Genomic DNA, 25660 nt, shown 5'->3' with positions numbered 1-25660 from the left:
TTAATTTCCAGCCCTCGATGACTCCAAAAAGGAGTTGTCGAGGATACAAGAATGATTCAGTACTTCTTCTTGAAAGTCCTCCATCGTTACCACAGCAAAAACTGCACCTCCAACTATTATTTATATCTAACAATTGGGATGCAGTTCAATCTCAATATATATTTTCCGTGATTTCCTTGCTAAGGCTTTAAAACAACCTTAATGCAGTTATCCTGCCTCGTATCAAAAAGTTCATATCCTTTTTCCGCTTGATTCAAAGGAAGTACATGTGTAACTACATCGCCGATATCAACCTTGCCTGAAGAAACCAAATCGTAGATATGCGGCATATAGTGAATGACCGGAGCCTGTCCAGACCTGATATTTACGTTTCGTTCAAAAATATCACCAAGTGGGAATCCATTATACCTGCCGCCATATACACCGGTAATTTGAATCGTACCGCCTTTACGAACTGCCTGGCTGGCAATAACAACGGCACTCATGGTTCCGCCTTGTAGTTTCAAACCAGATTCAAGATATTCCATCGGGGTCATTTTTCCATCCATACCTACAGCGTCGATAACAACATCTGCCCCGCCTTTGGTTATTTCTTTTAAGTATTCCCCTGTGTTTTTGTGTTGGTCGAGGTTTACGATTTCTACTTTATTAGTCCTTTTGGCATGTTCTAAACGATAATCGATATAATCTACCGCAATAACCCTTTTGGCTCCTTTTAACCAAGCAAATTTTTGAGCGAGAAGTCCTACCGGTCCGCACCCAAGTATAACGACCGTATCACCATCTTTTACACCGGCGTTATCGACTGTCCAATATGCAGTTGATGCAGCGTCTGCAAGTAGAACCAGACTTTCATCTTTTACTTCACTATCTTCGGGAATTTTAAATGAAGTGAAATTTGCGTATGGAACGCGAAGGTATTCCGCTTGCCCTCCCGGATACCCTCCCGTGAGGTCTGAGTAACCAAAAAATCCGCCCATTTCACCATTATCGTTGGAGTTATCACATTGGCTTTCCAAGTGATTTTTACAATAAAAACATTCACCGCATGCAACGTTAAACGGAATGATAACCCGGTCTCCTTTTTTAAGTTTCGTCACATCGGAGCCCACTTCTTCCACAATTCCCATCGGTTCATGGCCAATGATATAATCCTCCGGAAAGTTTGGAATCATCCCGTGTATTAAATGTAAATCGGATCCACAAATGGCCGAGGTAGTGATCTTTACAATTATATCGTCATTTTTCTTTATTTTTGGATCGGGAACGTCCTTGACCCTAACGTCCTTAATCCCTTGAAACGTAACTGCCTTCATTGTATCTCATTCCTCCTATTATTCGTCATCATCAATTTGGGCCATCATGCCCATACGGGAAGTGTCACCAGGGAATAAATCCAACTTACCGATCATCATGGCTCCTTTAGCGGATTTAAGATCCAATTGATATTGGTCATTTACGTTATAGGGATGCAGCCAACCCTTCTTCATCATGAAATTGGACACCTCTTCATGCAATGCGAGTCCTTCCTCCAAATGCTCCCTGAAGGCAGCCCTTACTTCCGGAGTCCTGGATTCTGTCAAAGCATATGCTGCGTTCCTAACCCCAGTTTTAACGCTGAGTAAAAATTCTAATGCCAAAGCTGAATCTGCCATCTCGGGCATGCCTTCAGCATTTTCAACCTCCATATAATCATTGATCATTGAATATCACCTTCATTCACTGGATTTGGGATTTTATAAATTTTTTGTAATTGTTCAACTGCTTTCATCGATTGTTCTACATCTCTGACCATAAACGCTTTCAAATCTTGATCGAAAACCACGCCTGACATCATTTTTGACTTGATAATGCAAGTGGTTTTGAAATTAAGCATTTCATGGAGTTCCATTGTTTCATGGTAGGCTAGTCCTGTCTGTTCCATTTATAATTTCACCTCCAGTGTTATCTCAAAAGTAGTATTGCCGGACAATTTATCCGTTATGTGATTAATATTTTGGCTAAATTAATTTACATTACATGACTTTGTATAACAATATAAAAAGAATTGTTAAAAGCTACTCAAAATGTTCTGCCTGATTTGAGTCCTATAGGGTGATTTAACAAAAAAACCCCACAGATTCTTCTGTGAGGTTCAGCCGTTACCTTTCAAGGGATGAAAGGTGATAATAATATACCGTCGAATGGTTAGTTTTATACATCCCATATATTTTCCGGAAGCCAAACAACTGGTGTTTTCTATTTTTCAGTTGTGTTCCAGGTTTCTTTTGAATCTTTACTCGGTCTTTCTTTCTTTACTCTTCTAGGGTCAAAATTTTCTGGATTCGCGTAACTATGTGTTCCCTTTCCATTTGGCATCCTTCATCACTCCCACTCTCATTTGGATAGTCATTCGCACTTTTATCTTGTAAATAAATCTTCTCGATTATAAGAGGAATAAAGAGGGAATGTTCTAATCCCGCACCTTAGGTGTTTTTTGAATGATGTGAAAACTGTTTTTCCTACGAAACAAACATTTAGAACTCTGCCCGATAGAGGGATTTTGTGCTCAAATTAATACTGCGTAATGGGCGACCCTTTTACTTTCCGTCCTTAAACTCCCTGTACCCGAATTTCTCCATTTCCTTTACAATTGTTTTAAGCTGGGGATTTCCTTCTCCGACGATTTCACCTTCTATAACGACAACAGGATAGAAAAGGTCTTCATCAATGACTCTTTTGGAAAAGTCTTGCTTCATCTGATCTTCATGGGTATTGAATATATCAATATATGCAACTGTAAAAGGCTGTCCCGGGAATTTACGGGAAAGGGCCGCTTCAAGCCACTCAGAAGTTTGTTTTGAAGAAGGTAGATTTACACAGCTTGCACATATTTGTTCGGCTCCGTATACTTGTATTTCAATCTCTTTTCTCTCCATGGTTCCCCTCCAAGTTTTTACTCTGATGGCAATGATAATACAGCTTCAGCCACGGCTATTCAATATATTTTCTACATATTATTGTAACTGATGATAAATGCGAGTGAAAGAAATTAAAATTATTATAAAGTTTGAGTTGGATTTTTTTCGGTTCTGGCTTTATAATATTAGATAAGAAAGGAGTCGATTGCAATGTCTGAACAGGCAATGTTTGAGGAAGTTCAAGAGGTACTGGATAAGCTTCGTCCGTTCCTACTTCGTGACGGCGGAGACTGCGAACTTGTAGATGTGGATGAAGGAATCGTTAAGCTTCGCCTGCTTGGTGCTTGTGGAAGCTGCCCAAGCTCTACAATTACGCTTAAGGCCGGTATTGAACGTGCCCTTCTTGAAGAAGTACCTGGCGTAGTAGAAGTGGAACAAGTATTTTAATTTTAACCCATAAAAATAAAGCTGATCATGGTAAGCCCCTTATAAAGGTTGCTTCACTGGATCAGCTTTTTTGTTTTTTATAAAGGTTACAGCTTATTTATCGGACTAGTTTTTAATTGTTCTAGCTTCTCTACCTTGCTTCCATGATTATCAATCTCAATTTCTTTAATGAGAAATTCAGGGAAGGCTTCAGTGAGGCGTTCCTTTACTTTTGCTGCGTTCTCACATAGCGTAAAGCAAACTATAGTCGGCCCTGCCCCGCTCAATGCAGTGCCAAATGCCCCAGCCTTGCATGCTATCTTTTCTGCCTCTTTCAAGTGCGGCACGAGGTGAGACCTGAAAGGCTGATGGAACTTGTCATTTTTCATCATTTCCCCGGCAAGGTTCCATTGCTGGGTAAGCAGCGCCGCAAGCAGTACATTGGAAACAGCGCTGGCTTGTACGGCATCAGAAAGCGGAAGATCTTCCGGCAGGACATTTCTCGAGTCCTCCGTTAGAAGTTCATAATTCGGGATGACAGCGACCACTTTCACATCAGCAAGCGGAAAGGACAGCAAGTCAGTTTTATCTTGAGTATGCCTTCCCACTACCAGTCCCCCAAATACAGAGGCTCCTGCATTGTCAGGATGACCTTCGAACACTGATGCATGGCGGTTCTTTTCTTCCTTCGTTAATTGAAGCCCTCCCATCAGATCAGCCAGTTCAATTCCGGCCACGATGGCAGAGGCACTACTGCCCAAGCCCCTCGTTAAAGGAATTTCACTTGATATATAGATACGGCATGGGTGAAGCTCCTTACCATATTGGGACGCAACTTTTTTTGCAATTGATATGATATAGTTTTCTTCATTGGAAGGAAAAACAGCAAGCTCCGCCGAAAGAGGAATAACCTCCCACTCATCCGATAGGTGAACATCTAATTTTAAATAAAGTCCAAGTGCGAGGCCAATAGAGTCAAATCCCGGCCCCAAATTCGCAGTGCTAGCAGGTACAGTTATCGAATACATTTCGGCTTCTTTTATCATGGCTGCATCACACCCTGTAAGTGTTCAAGGATCACTTTTTCATCCATTGGAAGCAGAACGGGCTTAATAACGCTTGTCTCCACTGCAGTTGTCGGGTCCTTTAGGCCATTTCCGGTCAATACTGCGACAACCTTGCTTCCTTTTTTGATCTCTCCGCTCTGGAGCTGTTTTTGTAAGCCGGCGATGGAAGCACAAGAAGCCGGTTCAGCAAAAATTCCTTCTGTGCTGGCAAGCTTACGGTATGCCGCCAATATTTCCTCATCTGAAACTTCATCTATTTTGCCATTTGATTCCTCTGCTGCTTCGACGGCAAACCTCCAGCTCGCTGGATTGCCTATACGTATTGCTGTAGCAATGGTTTCCGGGCTCTCGAAGACATGGTTATGCACGATTGCTGCTGCACCTTCCGCTTCAAATCCTCTCATCTCGGGCAGCCCTGATTCTTTCTTTTCGTTGTACTCCTTAAAGCCTTTCCAATAGGCAGTAATATTTCCAGCATTTCCAACGGGCAGTACTAGAACGTCTGGAGCAGTCCCAAGCGCATCGCAAATCTCGAAAGCTGATGTTTTCTGGCCTTCAATCCTGTATGGGTTAACAGAATTTACAAGAGTGATAGGTGACTTTTCGCTAATGTTTCGTACAATCTGGAGGGCATCATCGAAATTGCCTTCAATGGAAATGATCTCGGCACCATACATGACTGCTTGGGCAAGCTTTCCCATTGCGATCTTCCCTTCTGGAATGACAACGATGCATCGCAAGCCCGCTCGTGCGGCATAGGCGGCTGCCGCAGCGGATGTGTTACCGGTTGACGCACATATAATCGCGTCGCTTCCTTCTTCAACAGCTTTTGCTACTGCCATTACCATACCACGGTCCTTGAACGAGCCTGTCGGGTTTGCTCCTTCATACTTCACATAAAGCTCTACACCGAATTCCTGGGACAACCGTTCACAGTGGATAAGCGGTGTATTCCCTTCTAAAAGTGTCAGCTTAGGTGTTTTTTCTGTTAGCGGCAGAAATGATGCATATTCTTGTATAAGCCCTTTCCAGCTCAAATTGCTTCCTCTCCTTCTACCCTATATGTGCTTTTGATTTCCTTAACTTTTGGATTATCATTTAGTTCCTGCATTATATTTTCAAAGTTAAATAGCGACGCCCGGTGGGTTACCAGGACAATTTCTGATGATTCCTTCTGTTTTAACGGAAGCTGAAGGATTTTATCAAAGCTCACACCATACTCAGAGAATATGGACGTAATATTCGCGAGCACACCCACTTCATCATTGACATGCAAACGGACAAAGAATTTAGCATAAATGTCCTCAGGAGCTTTGAGGGATTTGGGATATTGCGGCGTCACAATGCTTCTTCCATTTACACCTAGTCTCATATTCTTTATGACACCAACTAAATCTGAAACGACAGCTGTAGCGGTCGGCAGGCTTCCAGCGCCTGGCCCATAGAACATTGTCTCACCCACTGCTTCCCCATATACATACACTGCATTATATTCATCGTTAACAGACGCCAGCGGATGAGTTTCGGGAAGCAGCGTGGGCTGGACGCTTACTTCAACCCTTTCTCCGTCAAGTGAAGCAATGCCAATCAATTTCATGGTATAACCAAGCTTCTTGCTGTATTCCAGGTCATCCTTGCTTATTTCTGTTATTCCCTGCACCTTTACATCGTCTAAATCGATCGTCATCGAAAAACCGAGTGTGGCTAGGATCGCCATTTTCCGGGCCGCATCCATTCCGCTGACATCCGAGGTCGGATCAGCTTCCGCATACCCCAAGTCCTGTGCCTGTTTCAACACATCATCATACGCACTGCCATTTTTGCTCATTTTGGTAAGAATAAAATTGGTTGTGCCATTCACGATTCCCATCATTTTTGTGATCCGGTCTGATGCTAAGCCATCCACCAGCCCTCTTAAAATAGGAATCCCGCCGGCTACGCTTGCTTCGTAAAATAAGTCGCATCCGTTTTCCATTGCTGCTGATAGCAATTCAGGACCATATAAAGCCATCAAATCTTTATTCGCTGTGACAATGTGCTTTTTATTTTGCAGTGCTTTTAAAAGAAGACCACGGGTTTCTTTAATACCACCCATCACTTCGATCACGACATCGATTTCCGGATCCTCGACAATATCTTCTGGGCGCTCCGTAAGCAGGCTCTCGTTTACAGGCACCTGACGCGCCTTCGATACATTCTTCACTAATATTTTCTTTATTGATACAGGGCAGCCGATTTGGTGCATTAATTTATCTTGATGACTCTCAATGATCTTCACTACTCCCGATCCAACAGTACCTAACCCTAATAATCCGATTGAGATAGCTTTCATATCGATCCCCCTTGTTTTTGTTTTCTCTACAGAAACACTTGTATTTTCATAGTAGACATTATAGGTTTTATTTCGTTTTTTTGCAATAGTCAGAACAGAAAAGAACGACAATGAAAACGTTTAAACACTTGGTATAGCAATAAATAATATTTTTGTGATTTCAAAATAAAATGCTCCTCCTGTTCAGGAAAAGCATGGTTTTTATCACTTTATATTTTTCACATAATCAGTAGTCCCCATCACAATCTGTGGATTGCTTTTCTGGTTCAGCCATTTTAAAATGCTGACGACATTCTTTTCCTGTGTTGCAACGCATCCAGCTGTCGGGCTGCTTGAACTCCGCCAGATATGCAGGAAAATGGCACTGCCTTTTCCTTTAACAATAGGGCTGGTGTTGTAATTAATCACAGCAGCATATTTATATAAAGGCTGATACATTATTTCATGGCTTACTGAAGGCTTGCTTGTTGATGTAAACCATTTATTGTAATATTTCGAGGAAGGTGCATCAATCCAATAATCATTTTTTGTGGATTTTCTATATGGCCAGGACATCCCTGCTGGTTTTGACGCGGTGCCAAACGCAGTTCCAAATGAATAAATTCCCATCGGTGACTTGCCGTCCCCTTCCGCTTTGCTCACCGCAAACCCCTTCTTGCCTATAACACCTGCCATTGGTTGCAGAGCCCGTCTCCATTCACCATAATTATATTCGTAAGCTCTAATCGTAACTTTGATATCTGTTATCTTTGTATTTGTAGCCGAAAGCACTTGTTTTACTTGTGGCCGGTTTTTAAATTTGCTAAGCAGCTGCTCCTCTTGTGCACTATATACTTCCTTCGCATTTGTTGCTGGGATATAGGCTGTTTTGTTAGAATAGCAGATCTTGTACCAGCCGCCTGTACGTGATATTACAGGGTATTTAATGTTTTTAGGGATTGACCCCACTGTTTTCGACTTGGGGGCAGGCGATTGTTTAACATCCGTATTTTGTTTCAGAACAACCTGAAAGTTATTTTTTGGGCAACTTGACGGCTGGGAGGTTGCTGCCTCAGCATTGTTATAGATACTGCTTGTAAGCAGTAAAAACAATATTGCCACTATTCCTGTCAGTTTCTTCAAAGTTTTCCTCTCCTATGCATGCGTTGATTCTATGAATGTTGGGATATCCAAGTTTTATTTATTAGTGTTTGCGGCTTTTGCCCGTTCAATATAAGGGTTATATTTTTGGCGCAAAGATTCATCATGGCCAGTCTCGTTTCTGCGCTAGAACTCCCAATGTGAGGCAACGCCACGACATTTTTTAAGGTTAGTAGCGGGTGATTGGCGCTGATTGGTTCCTTTTCGAACACATCGAGGCCGGCGCCCGCGATATCCTTGTTAACCAATGCGTTATATAATGCCTGCTCATCAACGACAGCACCTCGTGAGGCATTGATAAAGATGCCTGATTCTTTCATTCTCTTGAACGCTTCCGCATTAAAAAGCCGGTGTGTTTCATTAGACAATGGGATAAGAGAGACGACAAAATCGGATCGCTCCAGCAGCTCTTCGAAGTCACAATATACCGCCCCAATCCTGCTTTCTGCTTCAGGTTTTCTTGATCTGTTATGATAGAGGATTTCCATGTCAAAGCCGGCAGCACGTTTGGCAACGGCTTCTCCGATCTTGCCCATGCCCGCTATGCCAATCGTTTTATGGTGGATATCGTGTCCAGCAAAGAAAAATGGGCTCCAGCTTTTCCATTCCCCGTTTTTCACCGCTTCCGAGGATTCCACTAAGCGGCGGGCCGTTGCAATTAATAGCCCAAAGGTTAAATCAGCTGTCGTGTCGGTTAATACATCTGGCGTATTGCATACGGCTATCCCTCTTTCAGAAGCGGCATCTATATCGACATTGTCAAATCCGACGGCCATATTGGCGACTACGCTTAGGTTCTCAGCCTTCGAAAGAAGTTCCGTGTCAACCCGATCTGTCAGCATTGTCAAAAGTGCGTCCGCACTCTTTGCTTCCTCAAGAAGAATCTCTCTGGGAACAGGTTGGTCTTCAGAATCCCACATCTTGACCTCAAACTGTTCCCTTAGCTTCTCTATAGTTTCGGGAGCAAGTTTTCTTGTAATATACACATACTTTTTCGCCATTCTTTTCCTCCTTCCTATGTATTCCATAAAAGATATTTTTATCATAACATAGGAATTTCCGGGATTGAATGAAGGAAATAAAATTGATAAAAAAGTATTAATCTTTACATAATAAACGCCGTGAATTTTCTAAAGCCAAGTCAATAAAGGCAATTTCATTTGCTTTACCGGCAAGCGTACCATTTCATAAAAGTGCCGCAAGAATTCTTCATAATGGACACTTCTTTCGGTAAAGAGCATCAGTTGGTCTTCAAGTTGATGGGAACGAGCCTCGGATGGTGCGCTATAATATTCCTCTATCGTTTCGTAATAGTGGATTGGAAAAATGAGCCGGGCATAGAGAAGTCTCGCTGAAAAGGCGCTAAGCGGGTTGAGTGTTTGATAATCGCTGAAGAATTGCTGCAGTGCAGGCTGGTATGTTTGAAGGTTATTGAAATAATTATGCCTTGACCACTCGGCCATATCCCTGCTTGAATGGTCAAAAATCCAATCAAAAGGATTTTTGATGCAATATTTTCCGGTCCACGTGTCTTTCGTAAATCGTTCGTAGCATACAGTACCCGCATCAATGGCCTCAGGGGTTTCATCAATTTCAGTGTCCACCACGTATTGGATGGCGCTTTCTCCAAGGGCCAGATAATAAGGGAACGTCTCTACAAACTGCTTCTCAAATTCATTGGTCGGTTGAGATTGAAGTTTCTCTCCCCAAATCTTTTCAAGTTGGTCGACTCTTTGTTCCCAGAGAGTTTTCCAATTTCCAATCCTCGAGCATTTTTTAATGGGCTGAGTGATAGATCTGGCACGTGCATGAAATTTTGCCAGCTTTCGCCCAAGACCTTGATCTCTTCCTTTCGCAAGCACTGTATTCGCAAGCAGCAGGAACGGTTGCCCATCCGCTTCAGAAATATAGCTCTGATGCTTTGCGAGCACAAAATCAGAAACATAACGATCCCCTTGTTGTTTCAGGTGCTCAGACATATTTAGCCGTTCTACCAATTCTTCCTGTTCCAATTTTTCCAGCGGAATAATAGTATATAATACATTCCCCGAAAGAAAGGAAGGGTAGCGCCCTACAGTTTCTTCCCTCTCTACATGAATCCCATAATTTTCATTAATGATATCTTCAATCATAAAAAGCACCTGCTTTCACAACGTGTAAAGTACTTCTAATTGGATACTCTATGACCTATATATATGATGGCAGCGTCAACATCTGAATAAATATTGGTCCTTTGAATAAACATTTCATTACCATGGTTTGTTCGCTCAGGACCATTATAGGGTATAGACTTAAAACCATAGAAATATTAAGAAAGGTGATCATATGGAAGAAAAAAACGTAAATCCAACCGAACAGACAGCCAGGAAATGGTTAGGGGAAAGAGGAGTAACCGTACAGGATATTGCAGATTTAGTGATGTATTTACAAAGGAACTACCATGATGACCTGAAGATGGAAGACTGTATCCATAATGTTGAGAGGGTATTATCCAAACGTGAGGTACAAAACGCAATCATAACTGGTATACAACTTGATATGCTGGCAGAAAAAAGGATGCTAGAAGAGCCCTTGCAAACCATAATCCAAGTGGATGAAGGATTGTACGGAGTCGATGAAATCCTGGCCTTTTCAATCGTGAACGTCTATGGTTCCATCGGATTCACAAATTATGGATACATTGATAAACAAAAACCCGGAATCCTTAAATATTTAAACGACAAAAGTACCGGGATGGTGCATACATTTTTGGATGATATCGTAGGAGCAATTGCGGCAGCTGCTTCTAGCAGGCTAGCACACCGAGTTAAAAATGCAGAATAAATCTACTCGTGGATTTTCAAAAAAAGACCATTCCCGCAGCTAAAATGGCCTGCGGAAAAGGTCTTTTCTTCTTATTCAAACTTCCATTCATCTAAGGAATCGATTGTGTAGGTTGGCTGTTCATTATAGTTTTGAAGATGTTCTCTTGTGGTTACCCCGGTATGTACCAACAGCGTATCCATACCTGCATTTATACCAGCGAGGATGTCCGTATCATAATTATCACCAACCATGATTGTGTCTTCTTTCGGCACTCCCAGGACTTTCAGTGCTTGTTCAACGATAATTGATTCCGGTTTCCCTATAAAAATCGGCTGGACCTTTGTCGAAACTGCGACAACCGAAGTCAATGATCCATTTCCGGGAAGCAGTCCCCGTTCAGTCGGCAGTGCAATATCGCCATTCGTTGAAATGAAAGTGGCACCGTTACGGACTGCAAGGCATGCCTTTGCAAATTTCTCATAATTCACGCTACGGTCAATTCCCATCACTACAAAATCAGGGTTTTCATCATTCAAGGCCATCCCCTTTTCCTCAAGGGCTTGGATGATCCCTTCTTCGCCAATCACATAAACAGACGCGTTTTGCTTGCGTTCCGCAATAAAGTTGGCAGTCGCCATGCTCGTCGTAAATACCTGTTCATCCTCGGTCGGGATATCAAAGTCCCGGAGCTTTTGAGCAACCTGCCCCGGTGTTCTTGAGGAATTGTTCGTTACAAACAGGTACGGAATTCCCCTCTTTTTCAACTCGTGTACAAAGTCGCCGGCTTCCTGAATTTTTTCCGTTCCACGGTACATGGTGCCGTCTAAATCGATTAAATAACCTTTATACTGTTTCATTTTGTTCACTCCTAATACTGCTTTTATTCATTTGCTGGCGCCGGTTCAGTTTTTAAAGGCTGAAACCGGACCTAATTCATTTGTTATGTAAGTACGTACCGAATCTGGATATGCCTTAAGGGCTTTCAAGTTTTCAGTGTAAATATTCAGCAAATCTTCGTGTGAAAGGTCTGCATATTCCTGTACGAGCATTTTTCTTAGTGCCAGGGCCTTCTTAAACCCGCCTGCTGCATGAACATCAATTACTCTTTCATCAAGCAAAATATCTACAATATCCTCAAAGCTTCCGGGATCGCGCATAATAAAACCGTCGATCATCGCATTTCCTACATCAAGAACCGAGTCGATGGAAGTCTGGATGATTCTCTCCAAAGCTGCCTTGGCGATGTCTGTATCCCAAGTAGTTGTGCTTTCAAAGAGGCTAATTTGCTTTTCAAGAAAAAGTAGAATATGTTCTATCCTTTGTCGGTCTACAAAATACATGGTCCCCAGATCCTTTCTGTTTGACGCCATTTTAAAATAACTGAATTTATTTTCCCGTGTCATCACATATGTTAAAACACAATATAATTCGATCATAACATAGTTTCCCCTACATTCTCAATGACGCCCATGTTGAATTCTTTTTCCTCCGTTTTCTCTTTTTTGTTATGATTAGAACAGGTGATACGTTAATTCAGGGATTAAAGGAGAGGGGAATTAAGTTGGAAGAACGTTTTTTTTTATATAATGATATCGTCGATTCAAAAACACGTTTTGTAAGTTTTATGGGAGAAAAATCACGGTTCGATTTGGCAGTAGTTGCTACTGACCGATTTTACGGAAAAAAGCTGGTACTCGATATGCAGAGCAATCGTTTTGCCATCATTGGCCATGATGATCTGGAAGAGGAAGGATACATCGAGTATGCCTTTCAGCTTTCAGACGAGGAAGCGGATGAACTACGGTCTTTTTTGTATGAAGTAGTGTAATTTTACTGCGACCGGGTACCCTTTAAAAAAGGACGCTCTCACCGTTCAAACAAAAGGGTGATACCAATGGAAGGGAAAGAACATTATAACGATTTTGGGAATGTGGAAAAACAGAGGAATTATTTAATTCCGGAAGAGTTTCCGGAGGGGCCTTATGGTGCTCCTAGAGGAGAAACCCAGCCGGTGGAAAATAAAAGCGGGACTTGGAGAAAAGGACAGAGGCAATATAGTGCTTTTAATTATGAAAATAAATCCCTGCATGAAAATACGCCACGAATATACGTCGGGGCACATCCTGTACACGACGATCCCGCCTCTGATGAGCAGCCGCCCTATACGCAGACGGATAATCAAAGCTAAGACAACCAAGGGCCGGAAACCACCGGCTCTTGATTATTTTTTTACCTTTTTCACAACAAAATAAGGACACCCAAAATTACAGTATTCATACAAATACTCACTTAACGTGCTTATTTTTGTATCAAAGGTAGCTTTTTGGTTATTGTCGTCAAAAAAACCCCGCAGCCTTAGCTGGCCATATCCCCAATCACCAACTATATAATCGTATTTCGTTAATATCTCACTGTACCGCGCACGAAATGCATCTTCTTTAAAGCCGTCCCTGTAATCCTTTGATAGTTCATAGGAAATATTATTAATGTTTATCAATGTTTTCACCTCACAACATGCAATAGCCATTATCTTAAATTATAACTCATTCCCCATGAATTTCTAAGCCGGAAATTTTTATTATTGGTTCATCATAGATAATGGGGGTGTAATATATTGCAAAAATCATTATTGACACTAGCAGTTGCTTCTTTAGTGGTTCTAAGCGGGTGTGGTGCGGACGGCAAGGATCGGGGCAGCGGATTGAATAATAACACCAACCCCAGGATGAATGTTTCTACGCAGTATTATAATGAGGATGATCGCAGCGAACAGGATAGAGATGATTTTGGCTTTACCAGGGTAAATAATACGACAGGCGAAAATGACAATACAGACATTACTCCAAGCATTGACCGAGAGCAGTTGGCCGACATCATTTCACGACTGAGTCAGCAAATCCCGGATGTAAATGATGTTTCCACTCTTGTAACAGACGAAGAAGTTTTTAATTGTATATGATACAGACTCTAAAAACCGAAATTACACTGCAGAACAGGTAAAACGAACAGCCTTGTCCACCGTACCACGGTATTATCACGTATATGTCAGCGACAATATGGCGTTGAGACAAAACATTGAAAATTATGCCACCCTTGACACTCGCAGCCGCGACATCGAATATGCCCTTGATAAAACAATAAAGCAAATGCAAAAATCCCCTCAGGGAAACCAGGAAGACAGTTTCCAAAATGAAAGTCAAAGGTAACTCGGATGTTAGTTATGGAGCACAAGCCCTTCGAGCGGGTGCACCATAATAAATGAATACTAAGACAAAAAGAAAGTGCCGTAAATCGGCACTTTTTTGACTTCACCTAGTTTCCGGTTAATTGGCTTCCAGAACTTTTTCCCCTTGATGGTGCAATTGCTTTGCAGCTGCATTTACCTGCTCGTCAGCATGATAAGAAGAACGTACCAGAGGTCCAGCCTCGCAGTGGCTGAATCCTTTTGAAAGCGCAATCTCTTTCAGCTCTGCGAATTCCTCAGGGCTGTAATATTTCTGTACTTTCAAATGTTTTTTAGTGGGCTGTAGATACTGGCCAATTGTCATAATATCAACCTTATGGGTACGCAGATCTTCCATGGTTTCGATGATTTCTTCCTTTGTTTCCCCTAGGCCGATCATTAAGCTCGATTTTGTGGGAATTTCAGGATACATTTCTTTTGCACGCAATAATAACTCCAATGAACGGTTGTATTTTGCTCTAGCACGCACCCGGTCCGACAATCGCCTTACGGTCTCGATGTTATGGTTGAGAATATCCGGCTTTGCATCCATAAGCGTTTTCAGGTTTTCGTATACTCCACCCATATCAGATGGAAGCACTTCAATGGTAGTGAAAGGATTTTTCCTGCGAATGGCCCTGACTGTTTCAGCAAAGACTCCACTTCCGCCATCCTTTAAGTCATCTCGGGCTACCGCTGTAATAACCGCATGTTTCAGATTCATTGCAAATACAGAGTCAGCTACGCGTTCCGGCTCTGCCAAGTCTAATTCAGTTGGAAGGCCTGTCTTGACGGCACAAAAACGGCATGCACGCGTACAAATATCACCAAGAATCATGAAAGTGGCTGTTCTTCTCACAGCCCAGCATTCGTGAATGTTTGGGCATTTTGCTTCCTCACATACAGTATGTAAATTCTGCTCGCGCATCATTTTTTTTAAACCAGTATAATTTTCATTAGTATTTAATTTTATTTTTAACCATTCCGGTTTCCGAACATGCTCTTCTTTTGTACTCATGGAAGCAGTCACTCCATTTCTGTATTTTAAACTCAGGTATGTATTCGGTTTCTGTAGTCACTTTATCATAATAAATTATATCCAGACAAGTTTCAGGGCTTATTACCATTATTTAATTTCATTATTTTGTCTCTATCTTAGCAAACTAATTCCATCACAATACGCAAGAAAGGAGGACCTCACGTGTTATTAAAATGGATCCTCTCATTAATGATATTCTTTTTAATATGCGGATCCTGCCAAATCGCAGCAGCCGCCGTAAATGGCCAACCGGAAATGACGGAAGAAGCTCGTTTAGCCAAAAGGATGATCTTGTATAAAAATATAGAAACAGCCATGCAAATTCCTTGGTATTATATGGCTGCCATCGACCAGTATGAACATAGCCTCAGAAACTCCCGAAGAGATTTAGAAAAAGCCAAAGGCGCTATTGGAATTTATGTCCCGCCCGAATTATGGAGCGGAATCATGAATCCAAACAAAAGCGACAATAATCCTCTATCTATCAGCTTCTTCGAAGGAATTGGACAGGATGGGAACGGTGACGGCAAAGCAGATGTAAATAATGATGAAGATGTCCTTTACTCAGTGGCCAACCATATCTTAGCTTACGGGGCTGATGAAGATAATTTCCGGATTGCCTTATGGAAATATTATAAACGGGATAAAGCGGTCGGAATCATCATGGGAAATGCCGTGCTATTTAAAAAGTATGGCCGCATTGACCTCCAGGAAAAGGCCTTCCCTGTCCCGGTACGTACACATTACAGCTACCGAAGTACATGGGGTGCAGGCAGAGGCTGGGGTGGAAGACGCATCCACGAGGGCACAGATATTTTTGCTGATTACGGCTTGCCGGTCAGATCCACATGCTATGGAATCATTGAAATGAAAGGATGGAATAAATACGGTGGCTGGAGAGTCGGTATCCGTGATATCAACAATACGTACCATTATTTTGCCCATCTTAGCGGGTTTAAAGGCGGCCTGAAAGTTGGGCAGATTGTTGAGCCCGGTATGGTAATTGGCGGTGTGGGCAGTACAGGATACGGTCCACCCGGAACCTCGGGCAAATTCCCTCCTCATTTACATTATGGAATGTATAAAGATAACGGCTTCATAGAATGGAGCTTTGACCCTACCCCCCATTTACGGGTGTGGGAACGAAAAGATTTAGCCAAGAGAAGACAAGCAAATCATGCAAATCGGTAAATTGTATAGAAGGGGTTTGCCCCCCTTCTACACAATTCCTCCTTATTTTTTGCTTTTCGGAAGCTCAATGGCCGGAGTAGAATTTGCTCCGTTGTTATAATACTGCGGCACATCTCCCGGTATTAATGCCCCACCAAGAGGAATGTTGTGCTCCACGGTAGTTACCTTGGTTGCAATAGGAAGGATCACCTGGATATTAACTACCACATGGATATGGAAATCAACCGTTGTATTGTTAATTCCAGAAGGTACCGTTTTCCATTTCACCATGGCCTTTGCATCTCCCAATGCCTGAAATTTCACCGGTATCTTTGGCCCGACATTACCCAGCAAGGCAATGTTTGTTGCCTGCCCTAGTGGAACATGGAAGACCAAGCCTGAAGATGCCGCATTTTCATCCATTTCTACATCTATATCCGTCAGCGATTCTAACCCGGAAAAATTCCCCTTTTCTGCTTCTTTTAAATTCATAAGGATTAAATTTTGTGTTTCACCCTGAATACGGTTGATCAATGCCGTGTTCCAACCAAGAGAGGGCCGTCCGTTGCTTTCCCTTGTTGGTATCTCCTGAATTAATGCACTCGTATCTGTAGCATCTACAATTTTTTTATTAATCGCCTTATTAATAACAAGAACAGCTATCTTTCTTGATTGGGCTTCGGCATAACTCATTAATGCCGGCTCTATCCCTTTATTGATGAAGAAAATCCCGCCCGCTGTAGAAAAGATAAAGAACACAATTGATAGTAGAAACACATAACGACGCGGTAAAGGGCCTTTCTTTTTACGTCTGAAAGCCAAAAAAATCCCCCCTTACAAGCTATGTGTATGCTTGCTCGGGAGACCATCATGTCTGATTTTCCGGCTAATCCTCATTTTATTTGAGATTTAACTGTTTATTTTGGCCTGAGTCGTATCACAGCTAGTGATAACCATATGATTATGAGTATTTAAATCCAGTTCATATGGAGTTTCAAGATTTTGTCCCTTTTCTTCAAGAATCGAAATCACAGGCCTGTCACTGCAGCCCACATTCTGGCGGGATACAATACCCTTACGACCGTCATTTAGAGTCACACCCAAACCATTCGGGTAAACGGCGACAGCGCGTCTAAACGCCTCAACTATTTTCTTCTCGAATTGGATTCCCGAGCCAGCATATAATATCTCAAGTCCTTCATGCGGAAGCATGGCAGAACGGTACACCCTATTTGATGTAACAGCATCAAATACATCTGCAACAGCAATAATTTTGCCAAAGAAATGGATATCATCACCGATTAGCCCGCGTGGATACCCTGAGCCATCAAGCCTCTCATGGTGCTGATAAGCGCAGTGGGCCACAAGCAGAGGAATGGTCGGAACGTTTCTAAGAAGATGAAAGCCAGTCTCGGAATGCTTTTTTATTTCTTCAAATTCTTCCTTTGTGAGACGGCCGGGCTTCATTAGAATTTCAATCGGAATGAGCATTTTCCCGACATCATGGAGTATGGCCCCAAGCCCGAGTATTTCCATTTGCTTTGGTTTTAACTTTAACTCCATCCCGATCGCCAGGGAATATAGGGTTACATTCAATGAATGGGTGAAGATATAATTATCGTATATAAAGACGTCCGCAAGCAATGTTAACAATTCCTGGTTGCCGCGTATTTCATTCATAATATCGCGAATTAAGTTCGATAAATGCCTGTAGGCTTTTTCAATAACAAATGAACTAGATAGCGAATCGTGTTTCTGTAGGTCTACAAACGTATTTTCAATCGTACCGATTGCTTCTCTTCTTAACGTTTCAGAAATGCTCTTACCAGGCTTAATATGTTCTGTTCTCGGTTCTTGTATGTAGACAAAAGGGATACCAAGCTCCTTCAACCGCCGAATCAATTTCTCATTTAGTTGGATGCCTTCGTTTAATAGGATTTGACCGCGTTCATTTCTAATACTTTTTCCAAGCCTCATCCCTTGCGTGAGTGATTCAGTAGTTATTAATCTCATGTCCGGCACTCCTGTTTACCTTCAAATTGACTATGTCGGGCATCTGCTATTACGACAAAGCCTTTATTAGTTTTATCGGTCACAGTGTGTTAAGTATGAAGTTAATTTCTTAAAAACAAAAAAAGATGGAATACCAAACCTTAAAGCTCTGGCAGTCCATCCATTTACCGAATTAATGCATTTTTAATAAAGCTTTCTTTCCTTGCATTCCAATTGTTATCCCGAGTTTTACCGCTTCATGCGTGACAGATTCTAAAGGGGCATCCATCAATTCCTCCAGCGTTTTCACTCCCACGGCTCTTCCAGCAATGATCTTTCGGTCCTTTAACCGGTCGTTTAGGAGTCCAATATCTAACGCGCCGCACATGATGTACCCTTTTTCAGATGAGATCGCGATTAAGTTTGTTTTTGGCAGCAAAACGGAAATGCCCAGGAATGTTTTTCCTTCAATTACAATGGGGGTTACATTTATCATTTGCACCGCTCCCTCCCTCTTCATCTCTATTTTATGAAATGAATAAACGAAGGGTGCCAGATGTCAGGAATATGTCCTCTTAAGCTTCCACGCCATAATGTCCCTCAAGAATTCAGGCATGAAGTATTCCTTGTGCTTAGACCGCTGAATTTGCGGGAAGAACGAACCAAACGTATACATATCTGGAATGGCTAGTTTATAACGGCGATCCTGGGTGAGTTCCTTTCCATCTATCAGTACATCACGTATCTTTCCGTTTTCCGTTTTTATAAACTCAACGTGGTCATACACAATGATTCCCATAATCTTTCCCCTGAAACCAAATCCTTTCAACTGAATGTGCGGCCATTCTTCGTTTAATGACTGAATCAGAATTTCCTTCAACTCACTTCCACTTAACTCGACAACGCACGGATTAATAGGATGTGGGAGTATTTGATGAATATCCCCATTTGTTACTTCTCCTGCAGGAAGCCCTTCCAACAAAAGACCTGCATTTAAAAACGCACAATCAGCTCTACACCATTCCCTTACGGCTTCACAAAGCATTTTAGATAGGCGGGAAGGCTTAAACCATTCAGATTCCAGGTTTTCCGGAAGCGAGACGCATGTCTCCTGCAATTGTTCACGGCCTTTTACATATAGATTATCAATCCATGCTCTTTCGCCAGGAAGCTCCGGAAGTTCATTGGTATCATATAAGCGGGCAGTTTTCTGAACCACTCTGTTCCTATCATCAACCCTGATTTCAACATGCCCTACATACATCCCAAATTTCCCTGCACAGCATAGAAGAGAATTTCCCTCCTGCCTGCCGTTATGGAGGATATGGTGTGTATGGCCGCCCAGAATAATATCAATTTCCGGGAAATCTCTAGCCATCCTTTCATCGTTGGGCAGGCCAAGATGTGAGAGGACGACGATAAAATCGCACTGATCCTTTAATATATGCAACTGCCTGCTTAGCTCCTCAAAGGGCTCGGAAAGACTCCATCCTAAATTCTCATAGAACTTTTTGAAAAAAGCGGTCAAGCCTATCATACCAATCCTAGTTCCCTTTAGGGTTATATGTATTGTATAAGGAAGAGCCCACCCGGGCCTTTCCCCCCCAGGTTGATAGATATTGGCGGCAAGAACTTTAAATTCGGCAGCATTATATAAGGAATCCAAGTCTTCATGGGCCAGGGTGATCCCTTCATTATTTCCGATTGCGGCATAATGGTAGCCCGCTTCGTTTAACAGACCCACATTTACTTTTCCTAACGTTCCTTCGGTAAATGGGTGCCAGCGATCCACATGATCGCCGATGTCAAGGCATATCGTTTCTTCTCCAACTTCTTTGTGCAGCTCTTTCCTTTCAGAGAGTAGCTGTTTAATTCTTGGCCAATTTTCAAAATGGCTGTGAAGGTCATTAGTATGATATAAATGGATAGTTTCAGACATATTTACTCCCTCTATTCACTAAAACCCCATCTAAGACGACAGTCTTAGCCAGGGAATCCTTTTCAATTAAAACAAACCAAGCTGCCTTGGGGCTAGCCCTTCATATTTTATATCAAGAAGGCGGATCATTTCCTTTGCATTATCTGCCGCGTCTCCGCCTGAATTATTATTAAATAAAACATAGATATTTTTAGACTGTTTTTCAAGCTTTCTTAACATTTCTGCCCAATCTTCAAGTTCTTTTCTGTTATACCTATATAAATAACGCACATCGCGCCAGTTGCCTGCGGCTGGCGCTTTCCAGCCGCTCGTATTGCGTCCATGAAAGCGGACAAGTGTTTTTTCTTGATCTGTGGCTTTCAACACGATTGGTACAGAGCCTTCACCAATTTGCGGTTCATCACAAATTGTATGAATCCAGCCTTCTTCTTCAATAAATGTAAGTGTCTGATCATAGAACCTGGTTTGGTACCAAGTATTATTACGAAACTCGAGCGCAACTGGTATATCTCCCATCTCATGCTTACACCAGCGCAGATAATCAACGTTTTCTTTTTTGCAATCAAACCATGGAGGAAACTGGAACAGTACCATCGATAGTTTCCCAGCGTCTTTCAATGGTTGAAGAGAGTCGGTAAACGAAGAAAACATCTCCTGTTTATTCGAGAATGGTATTTCCCCACGCTCATGCCCAGTCATTCCTTGGTAAGCCTTAACAATGAACTGAAATGATTGAGGCGTGTCCAAAACCCACTTTTCAGTATTCCTTTTTGGCTGAATTGCGTAAAAAGAAGCATCAAGTTCGACAATTGGAAAGTGCACAGCATATTCCTTTAGTTTATCCCTCGGAGAAATCTTATCCGGATACAAGCTATCTTGGTCGCCCCATCCTGTAACCCCGATATATATCATCTCATATCACATCTGCTTTCAAAAATTTTACACCTTATCTTAACATAGGAAACTCTAGAGTCTGCTAATACAAGGTTTGGCCCACACGACAAGGAAGGCTTCGGCAGCTTTACATCACACAAGTCAAAGCGGAAGCTCTGTGAGGATGTTGCCAAAGAGGCATTTCCACAGGATGTAGCCCACTTAGCCAGCGTTCTGCCATATAAACAAACATTTATAGTTTCTATATCATACTACAATAAAACCCGCTGAAGGTACTCCAGCGGGTTTGTATAACGTAAATTATTTTATTAACCGATAGATCCTTCCATTTCAAACTTGATCAAGCGGTTCATTTCGACTGCATATTCCATTGGAAGCTCTTTAGTGAATGGTTCGATAAAGCCCATTACAATCATTTCCGTAGCTTCCTGCTCTGAAATTCCACGGCTCATTAGGTAGAACAATTGTTCCTCGGATACCTTGGAAACCTTCGCTTCATGCTCTAACGAAATGTTATCGTTCAGGATCTCATTATATGGAATTGTATCGGATGTAGACTGATTATCCATGATCAATGTGTCGCATTCGATATTGGCACGGGCGCCTTCAGCTTTGCGTCCGAAGTGGACAATACCGCGATACGTAACTTTACCACCTTGTTTGGAGATGGATTTAGATACAATCGTTGAAGATGTATTTGGTGCAAGGTGAGTCATTTTGGCACCCGCATCCTGGTGCTGGCCTTTACCTGCAATTGCAATGGATAATGTCATACCGCGAGCACCTTCACCTTTAAGGATAACCGCAGGATACTTCATTGTCAGCTTGGAACCGATATTGCCATCAATCCACTCCATTGTGGCATTTGCTTCACAAACTGCACGCTTAGTAACAAGATTGTAAACATTGTTTGCCCAGTTTTGGATTGTAGTGTAGCGGCAGTATGCATCTTTCTTGATGATGATTTCAACTACCGCACTATGAAGTGAGTTTGTTGTGTATACCGGTGCTGTACAGCCCTCTACATAATGCACGTGCGCGCCTTCATCAACGATGATCAGCGTCCGTTCGAATTGACCCATGTTTTCTGAATTGATACGGAAGTACGCTTGAAGAGGCGTATCAACCTTTACACCTTTTGGTACGTAGATGAAAGATCCGCCAGACCAAACAGCAGAATTCAGGGCAGCAAATTTGTTGTCAGTGGGAGGGATAACCTTTGCCCAGTGTTCGCGGAAGATGTCCTCATTTTCCTTCAATGCAGAATCAGTATCCTTAAACACGATCCCAAGTGCTTCAAGGTCTTCCTTCATGTTGTGATATACAACTTCGGACTCGTACTGTGCAGATACCCCTGCCAAATACTTTTGTTCAGCTTCTGGAATTCCAAGCTTATCAAATGTCTGCTTAATTTCTTCCGGAACCTCATCCCATGATTTTTCCGATTTCTCGGAAGGTTTTACATAGTAAGTGATTTCATCGAAGTTTAAGCTGGCTAAATCTCCGCCCCATTGCGGCATTGGCATGTTGTAGAAATGCTCTAATGATTTCAAACGGAAATCAAGCATCCATTGTGGTTCTTCTTTCATACGGGAAATTTCTTCAACGATTTCCCTGGTTAAGCCACGCTTTGAGCGGAAAATAGAAACATCTCTATCCGCAAAGCCATATTTATAATCACCGATCTCAGGCATTTTCTTTGCCATAGCTCGTTTCCTCCATTTCTCGAAAGCAGCCGCCTAATGCGACATGCTGCTTTCTTATTTATTCTCCTGCAGGCCTTTTTCCATTGCCTTCCATGCAAGTGTTGCACATTTAATGCGCGCAGGGAATTTAGAAACCCCTTGAAGGGCTTCAATATCTCCAAGGTCCAAACCATCGTTATCAAAATCTTTGCCCTGGATCATTTCAGAGAAAATCCTTGACAGTTTCAACGCTGTTTCCGTATCTTTCCCTTTTATCGCTTGTGTCATCATCGAAGCTGAGCTCATGGAGATTGAACAGCCTTCGCCATCGAACTTCGTGTCGGCCACTTTTCCGTCTTCCACTTTCATCGTTAACCGTATCCTATCGCCGCATGTAGGGTTGTTCATATCGACTACAAGGCTTCCATCCTGTAATGCACCCTTGTTACGGGGATTCTTGTAATGGTCCATGATGACTTGACGGTATAGGGCATCCAGATTATTAAAAGACATTGCTGAAATACTCCTTTGTTTTGACAAGCCCTTCGACAAGCTTATCAATGTCTTCTTCCGTATTGTACAGATAAAAGCTCGCTCTTGCCGTTGCTGAAACATCAAGCCATTTCATAAGAGGCTGCGCACAATGATGGCCTGCCCGCACAGCTATTCCTTCAGCATCCAATACGGTTGCCACATCATGCGGATGGACATCTTCTATATTAAATGTCACAACCCCTGCACGCTGGCTCGCATCGTTAGGTCCATAAATCGTTAGGCCTTCGATTGCTGACATCTTTTCCAGTGCGTATGCTGCCAGTTTATGCTCATGGGCTTCGATGTTATCCAAACCAACCTCTTCCAGGAAGTCAATCGCTGCTCCGAGCCCGATTGCACCTGCAATGATTGGTGTACCACCTTCGAATTTCCACGGCAGCTCTTTCCAAGTAGATTCGTACAAACCTACAAAATCAATCATTTCTCCGCCGAATTCGATCGGCTCCATTTTTTCAAGATGTTCTTTCTTTCCATATAATACCCCTATGCCTGTAGGGCCAACCATCTTATGGCCTGAGAAGGCATAGAAATCACAATTCAAATCACGCACATCAATTTTAAGATGCGGAGCACTTTGCGCACCGTCAACAACCATTATAGCCCCATTTCGATGGGCGATCGCCGCAATTTCTTTAATGGGATTAATCACACCAAGAACATTGGAAACATGCATGATTGATACAATTTTGGTACGTTCCGTAACGGTTTGTTCCATATTGTCAAGAGAAATCGTGCCATCCTCCTGAAGAGGCACATACTTCAGGCTGGCACCTGTTTCCTTGGCAATCTGCTGCCAAGGGATAATATTGCTGTGGTGCTCCATGTAGGAGATGACAATTTCATCCCCTTCTGAGAGATTGGCCCCGCCATAGCTTCTTGCTACTGTGTTGAGGGAGGTGGTTGTTCCTCTAGTAAAAATAATTTCTTCCGTAGAAGCTGCGTTGATGAATTTCCTGGCCTTTTCACGTGATCCTTCATACGCATCCGTAGCTTTCGTGCCAAGTGTATGCACCCCACGATGCACGTTTGAATTGTAAGTGCGGTAATATTCCTCGACTGCCTTAATGACAGATACAGGCTTTTGCGATGTTGCGGCGCTATCAAGATAAACTAGCGGCTGGCCATTCACTTCCTGATCCAATATAGGGAAAAGCTTACGAATTTCGTATGGGTTCATTATCTGACTTTCCTTTCAATTACCTCTGTCAGCTGCTTTTTAACTCCTTCGATAGGAAGTTGATTAACAACCGGTGCAAGGAAACCATGGATGACAAGCCTTTCAGCCTCTTGCTTTGGTATTCCACGGCTCATTAAATAATAAAGCTGGACTGGGTCCACTCGGCCGACAGAAGCGGCATGTCCCGCTGTTACATCGTCTTCATCAATAAGAAGGATTGGGTTAGCATCCCCTCGTGCTTTTTCGCTTAACATCAGGACACGTGATTCCTGTTCAGCATTTGATTTAGACGCGCCATGCTCAATTTTGCCAATTCCGTTAAAAATAGAGGATGCACTGTCCTTCATTACACCGTGCTTCAAAATATATCCCTCTGAACGCTTGCCGAAGTGAATTACTTTTGTTGTAAAGTTTTGCTTTTGTTCTCCACGTCCGACAACTACGGTTTTCGTGTCACCGAATGAACCGTCTCCGATCAGATAGGTTGTATTGTCAGAAATGGTATCGCCGTCATTCATTAGGCCAAGCGCCCATTCAATGCGAGCGTCGCGGCCGGCAACACCACGGCGGTTTACATAAGTGGTATATCCTTTGGATAAGGTATCCACCGCACCGTATGCAACCTTTGCATTATCGCCAGCGATTACTTCAGTGATGATATTGGCTACACCGTTCTCTGCTTCAACTGTAGAGATATAGTTCTCTACATAAGTTACAGAGCTATTGGTATCTGCCACTACCAGTACGTGATTAAACAATGCAGCATCTGCATTATCCGCAATAAATACAGATTGGATTGGCTCGCTTACTTCCACGTTTTTAGGAACATAAAGGAAAGCTCCGCCATTCATCAAGGCAGCATGGAGCGCAGCAAGACGATGCTCATTTACTTTTACTCCGTCCTTCATGAAATACTTTTGGACAAGGTCACTATGTTCACGTGCTGCCGTTAAAATATCAGTGAAAATTACACCTTGATTCTTTAAATCTTCATTCAGGCTGATGAAGGCTGCTGTATTATTACGTTGAATGTAAAGGTTGCCCGCTTCTTCTATATTAATCAATGACTTCACTTCTTCCGGAAGCTCTTCCAATGAAGAGAACGTCTGGCTCTCGACTGTATGGGATTTAAAAGAAGTGAAATTCCATTTGTCTATTTTTGTTTTATCCGGTTTTGGCATCGGAAGATTTTCAAATTCAGCCAGTGACTGAACTCGAAGCTCCGTAAGCCAGGATGGTTCATTGTTTTGCTGTGAATAGGAGCTGATAGTCTCCTGTTCGATCGGTAGTTTCGTTTCCGTAGTCATTTCTGGTCC

Annotated in this window: 30 protein-coding genes; 7 read left to right on the top strand and 23 right to left on the bottom strand. The window is 42.4% G+C overall.

Annotated elements, in window-relative coordinates; genetic code table 11:
* Nucleotides 1-179: 179 nt before the first annotated feature.
* From CUU64_RS10345 to CUU64_RS10330, 4 genes are all read right to left on the bottom strand, one after another.
* Nucleotides 180-1316: a zinc-dependent alcohol dehydrogenase gene (locus CUU64_RS10345; RefSeq protein WP_101633548.1), complete on the bottom strand. Its 1137-nt coding sequence runs from the start codon at nucleotides 1314-1316 to the stop codon at nucleotides 180-182.
* A gap of 18 nt (nucleotides 1317-1334) precedes the next feature.
* Entirely contained in the window at nucleotides 1335-1703 is a 369-nt protein-coding gene (locus tag CUU64_RS10340; RefSeq protein ID WP_101633547.1) for a spore coat protein, read from the bottom strand.
* Nucleotides 1700-1924 (bottom strand): spore coat protein, encoded by a 225-nt coding sequence (locus CUU64_RS10335; protein WP_101633546.1) that lies wholly within the window; start codon nucleotides 1922-1924, stop codon nucleotides 1700-1702. The genes CUU64_RS10340 and CUU64_RS10335 overlap by 4 nt, the downstream gene beginning before the upstream one ends.
* A gap of 655 nt (nucleotides 1925-2579) precedes the next feature.
* Complete coding sequence (locus CUU64_RS10330) at nucleotides 2580-2918, bottom strand: YuzD family protein (protein WP_101633545.1); 339 nt, start codon at nucleotides 2916-2918, stop codon at nucleotides 2580-2582.
* Between the two features lie 192 nt (nucleotides 2919-3110).
* Here CUU64_RS10330 and CUU64_RS10325 point away from each other — a divergent pair, with 192 nt between their 5' ends.
* Entirely contained in the window at nucleotides 3111-3347 is a 237-nt protein-coding gene (locus tag CUU64_RS10325; protein ID WP_101633544.1) for a NifU family protein, read from the top strand.
* An 86-nt stretch (nucleotides 3348-3433) separates the two neighbouring features.
* On the opposite strand, the gene thrB is transcribed toward CUU64_RS10325, so the two are convergent.
* The 6 genes from thrB to yutH all read right to left on the bottom strand — a co-directional run bounded on the left by thrB (nucleotide 3434) and on the right by yutH (nucleotide 9997).
* Nucleotides 3434-4369: a homoserine kinase gene (thrB, locus tag CUU64_RS10320; RefSeq protein WP_101633639.1), complete on the bottom strand. Its 936-nt coding sequence runs from the start codon at nucleotides 4367-4369 to the stop codon at nucleotides 3434-3436.
* Nucleotides 4369-5430, bottom strand: coding sequence for a threonine synthase (gene thrC, locus CUU64_RS10315; RefSeq protein WP_101633543.1), 1062 nt, complete (start codon nucleotides 5428-5430; stop codon nucleotides 4369-4371). Before thrC ends, thrB begins: the two co-directional genes overlap by 1 nt.
* Nucleotides 5427-6725, bottom strand: coding sequence for a homoserine dehydrogenase (locus CUU64_RS10310; protein WP_101633542.1), 1299 nt, complete (start codon nucleotides 6723-6725; stop codon nucleotides 5427-5429). The genes thrC and CUU64_RS10310 overlap by 4 nt, the downstream gene beginning before the upstream one ends.
* Before the next feature lie 204 nt (nucleotides 6726-6929).
* The gene (locus CUU64_RS22560; RefSeq protein WP_257985480.1) at nucleotides 6930-7847 is read right to left on the bottom strand and encodes an SH3 domain-containing protein; all 918 of its coding nucleotides are present in this window, start codon (nucleotides 7845-7847) and stop codon (nucleotides 6930-6932) included.
* Between the two features lie 29 nt (nucleotides 7848-7876).
* The gene (locus tag CUU64_RS10300; RefSeq protein ID WP_101633541.1) at nucleotides 7877-8866 is read right to left on the bottom strand and encodes a 2-hydroxyacid dehydrogenase; all 990 of its coding nucleotides are present in this window, start codon (nucleotides 8864-8866) and stop codon (nucleotides 7877-7879) included.
* 129 nt (nucleotides 8867-8995) lie between these two features.
* On the bottom strand, nucleotides 8996-9997 hold the full coding sequence (gene yutH / locus CUU64_RS10295) for a spore coat putative kinase YutH (RefSeq protein ID WP_101633540.1): 1002 nt from the start codon (nucleotides 9995-9997) through the stop codon (nucleotides 8996-8998).
* A gap of 193 nt (nucleotides 9998-10190) precedes the next feature.
* On the opposite strand from yutH, the gene CUU64_RS10290 reads away from it, so the two are divergent.
* Nucleotides 10191-10688, top strand: a complete 498-nt coding sequence (locus tag CUU64_RS10290; RefSeq protein WP_101633539.1) for a phosphatidylglycerophosphatase A family protein — start codon at nucleotides 10191-10193, stop codon at nucleotides 10686-10688.
* A 71-nt stretch (nucleotides 10689-10759) separates the two neighbouring features.
* Here CUU64_RS10290 and CUU64_RS10285 read toward each other — a convergent pair whose 3' ends face one another.
* Nucleotides 10760-11527, bottom strand: coding sequence for a TIGR01457 family HAD-type hydrolase (locus tag CUU64_RS10285; protein ID WP_101633538.1), 768 nt, complete (start codon nucleotides 11525-11527; stop codon nucleotides 10760-10762).
* 45 nt (nucleotides 11528-11572) lie between these two features.
* Nucleotides 11573-12010 (bottom strand): DUF86 domain-containing protein, encoded by a 438-nt coding sequence (locus tag CUU64_RS10280; RefSeq protein ID WP_101633637.1) that lies wholly within the window; start codon nucleotides 12008-12010, stop codon nucleotides 11573-11575.
* A 221-nt stretch (nucleotides 12011-12231) separates the two neighbouring features.
* Here CUU64_RS10280 and CUU64_RS10275 point away from each other — a divergent pair, with 221 nt between their 5' ends.
* Both CUU64_RS10275 and CUU64_RS10270 read left to right on the top strand, forming a co-directional pair.
* Nucleotides 12232-12498, top strand: a complete 267-nt coding sequence (locus CUU64_RS10275) for a DUF3055 domain-containing protein (RefSeq protein ID WP_101633537.1) — start codon at nucleotides 12232-12234, stop codon at nucleotides 12496-12498.
* 66 nt (nucleotides 12499-12564) lie between these two features.
* Entirely contained in the window at nucleotides 12565-12858 is a 294-nt protein-coding gene (locus CUU64_RS10270) for a cytosolic protein (protein ID WP_101633536.1), read from the top strand.
* A 33-nt stretch (nucleotides 12859-12891) separates the two neighbouring features.
* Here the strand turns inward: CUU64_RS10270 and CUU64_RS10265 are convergent, their stop codons facing one another.
* Nucleotides 12892-13197, bottom strand: a complete 306-nt coding sequence (locus CUU64_RS10265) for a YutD family protein (RefSeq protein WP_101633535.1) — start codon at nucleotides 13195-13197, stop codon at nucleotides 12892-12894.
* An 87-nt stretch (nucleotides 13198-13284) separates the two neighbouring features.
* Between CUU64_RS10265 and CUU64_RS22555 the strand changes: the two genes are divergently transcribed.
* Entirely contained in the window at nucleotides 13285-13629 is a 345-nt protein-coding gene (locus CUU64_RS22555) for a YhcN/YlaJ family sporulation lipoprotein (protein ID WP_142383614.1), read from the top strand.
* Nucleotides 13619-13876, top strand: coding sequence for a YhcN/YlaJ family sporulation lipoprotein (locus CUU64_RS23115; protein ID WP_142383616.1), 258 nt, complete (start codon nucleotides 13619-13621; stop codon nucleotides 13874-13876). Before CUU64_RS22555 ends, CUU64_RS23115 begins: the two co-directional genes overlap by 11 nt.
* Before the next feature lie 117 nt (nucleotides 13877-13993).
* On the opposite strand, the gene lipA is transcribed toward CUU64_RS23115, so the two are convergent.
* Nucleotides 13994-14911 (bottom strand): lipoyl synthase, encoded by a 918-nt coding sequence (gene lipA / locus CUU64_RS10255; RefSeq protein WP_101633534.1) that lies wholly within the window; start codon nucleotides 14909-14911, stop codon nucleotides 13994-13996.
* A 210-nt stretch (nucleotides 14912-15121) separates the two neighbouring features.
* On the opposite strand from lipA, the gene CUU64_RS10250 reads away from it, so the two are divergent.
* The gene (locus CUU64_RS10250) at nucleotides 15122-16123 is read left to right on the top strand and encodes a M23 family metallopeptidase (RefSeq protein ID WP_101633636.1); all 1002 of its coding nucleotides are present in this window, start codon (nucleotides 15122-15124) and stop codon (nucleotides 16121-16123) included.
* 42 nt (nucleotides 16124-16165) lie between these two features.
* On the opposite strand, the gene yunB is transcribed toward CUU64_RS10250, so the two are convergent.
* The 9 genes from yunB to sufD all read right to left on the bottom strand — a co-directional run bounded on the left by yunB (nucleotide 16166) and on the right by sufD (nucleotide 25651).
* Nucleotides 16166-16924, bottom strand: a complete 759-nt coding sequence (gene yunB / locus CUU64_RS10245; protein ID WP_257985479.1) for a sporulation protein YunB — start codon at nucleotides 16922-16924, stop codon at nucleotides 16166-16168.
* A gap of 87 nt (nucleotides 16925-17011) precedes the next feature.
* Entirely contained in the window at nucleotides 17012-18115 is a 1104-nt protein-coding gene (locus tag CUU64_RS10240; protein WP_101633532.1) for an HD-GYP domain-containing protein, read from the bottom strand.
* Nucleotides 18116-18287: 172 nt separating this feature from the next.
* On the bottom strand, nucleotides 18288-18590 hold the full coding sequence (locus tag CUU64_RS10235) for a YunC family protein (RefSeq protein WP_101633531.1): 303 nt from the start codon (nucleotides 18588-18590) through the stop codon (nucleotides 18288-18290).
* Nucleotides 18591-18653: 63 nt separating this feature from the next.
* Nucleotides 18654-20033, bottom strand: coding sequence for a bifunctional metallophosphatase/5'-nucleotidase (locus tag CUU64_RS10230; protein ID WP_101633530.1), 1380 nt, complete (start codon nucleotides 20031-20033; stop codon nucleotides 18654-18656).
* Between the two features lie 66 nt (nucleotides 20034-20099).
* On the bottom strand, nucleotides 20100-20945 hold the full coding sequence (locus tag CUU64_RS10225) for a DUF72 domain-containing protein (RefSeq protein WP_101633529.1): 846 nt from the start codon (nucleotides 20943-20945) through the stop codon (nucleotides 20100-20102).
* A gap of 290 nt (nucleotides 20946-21235) precedes the next feature.
* Nucleotides 21236-22633, bottom strand: a complete 1398-nt coding sequence (sufB, locus tag CUU64_RS10220) for a Fe-S cluster assembly protein SufB (protein WP_101633528.1) — start codon at nucleotides 22631-22633, stop codon at nucleotides 21236-21238.
* A gap of 54 nt (nucleotides 22634-22687) precedes the next feature.
* Entirely contained in the window at nucleotides 22688-23125 is a 438-nt protein-coding gene (sufU, locus tag CUU64_RS10215) for a Fe-S cluster assembly sulfur transfer protein SufU (RefSeq protein WP_101633527.1), read from the bottom strand.
* The gene (locus CUU64_RS10210) at nucleotides 23115-24344 is read right to left on the bottom strand and encodes a cysteine desulfurase (protein WP_101633526.1); all 1230 of its coding nucleotides are present in this window, start codon (nucleotides 24342-24344) and stop codon (nucleotides 23115-23117) included. The genes sufU and CUU64_RS10210 overlap by 11 nt, the downstream gene beginning before the upstream one ends.
* Nucleotides 24344-25651 carry a Fe-S cluster assembly protein SufD gene (gene sufD / locus CUU64_RS10205; protein ID WP_101633525.1) on the bottom strand — a complete coding sequence of 436 codons (1308 nt, stop codon included), beginning with the start codon at nucleotides 25649-25651 and terminating at the stop codon, nucleotides 24344-24346. Before sufD ends, CUU64_RS10210 begins: the two co-directional genes overlap by 1 nt.
* Nucleotides 25652-25660: the final 9 nt, after the last annotated feature.

This window comes from Bacillus sp. V5-8f (genome assembly GCF_002863565.1).
GTDB lineage: Bacteria > Bacillota > Bacilli > Bacillales > DSM-1321 > Peribacillus.
Note: the sequence above shows the minus strand (reverse complement) of the source record. Positions and strands in the feature narration are given on the sequence as shown.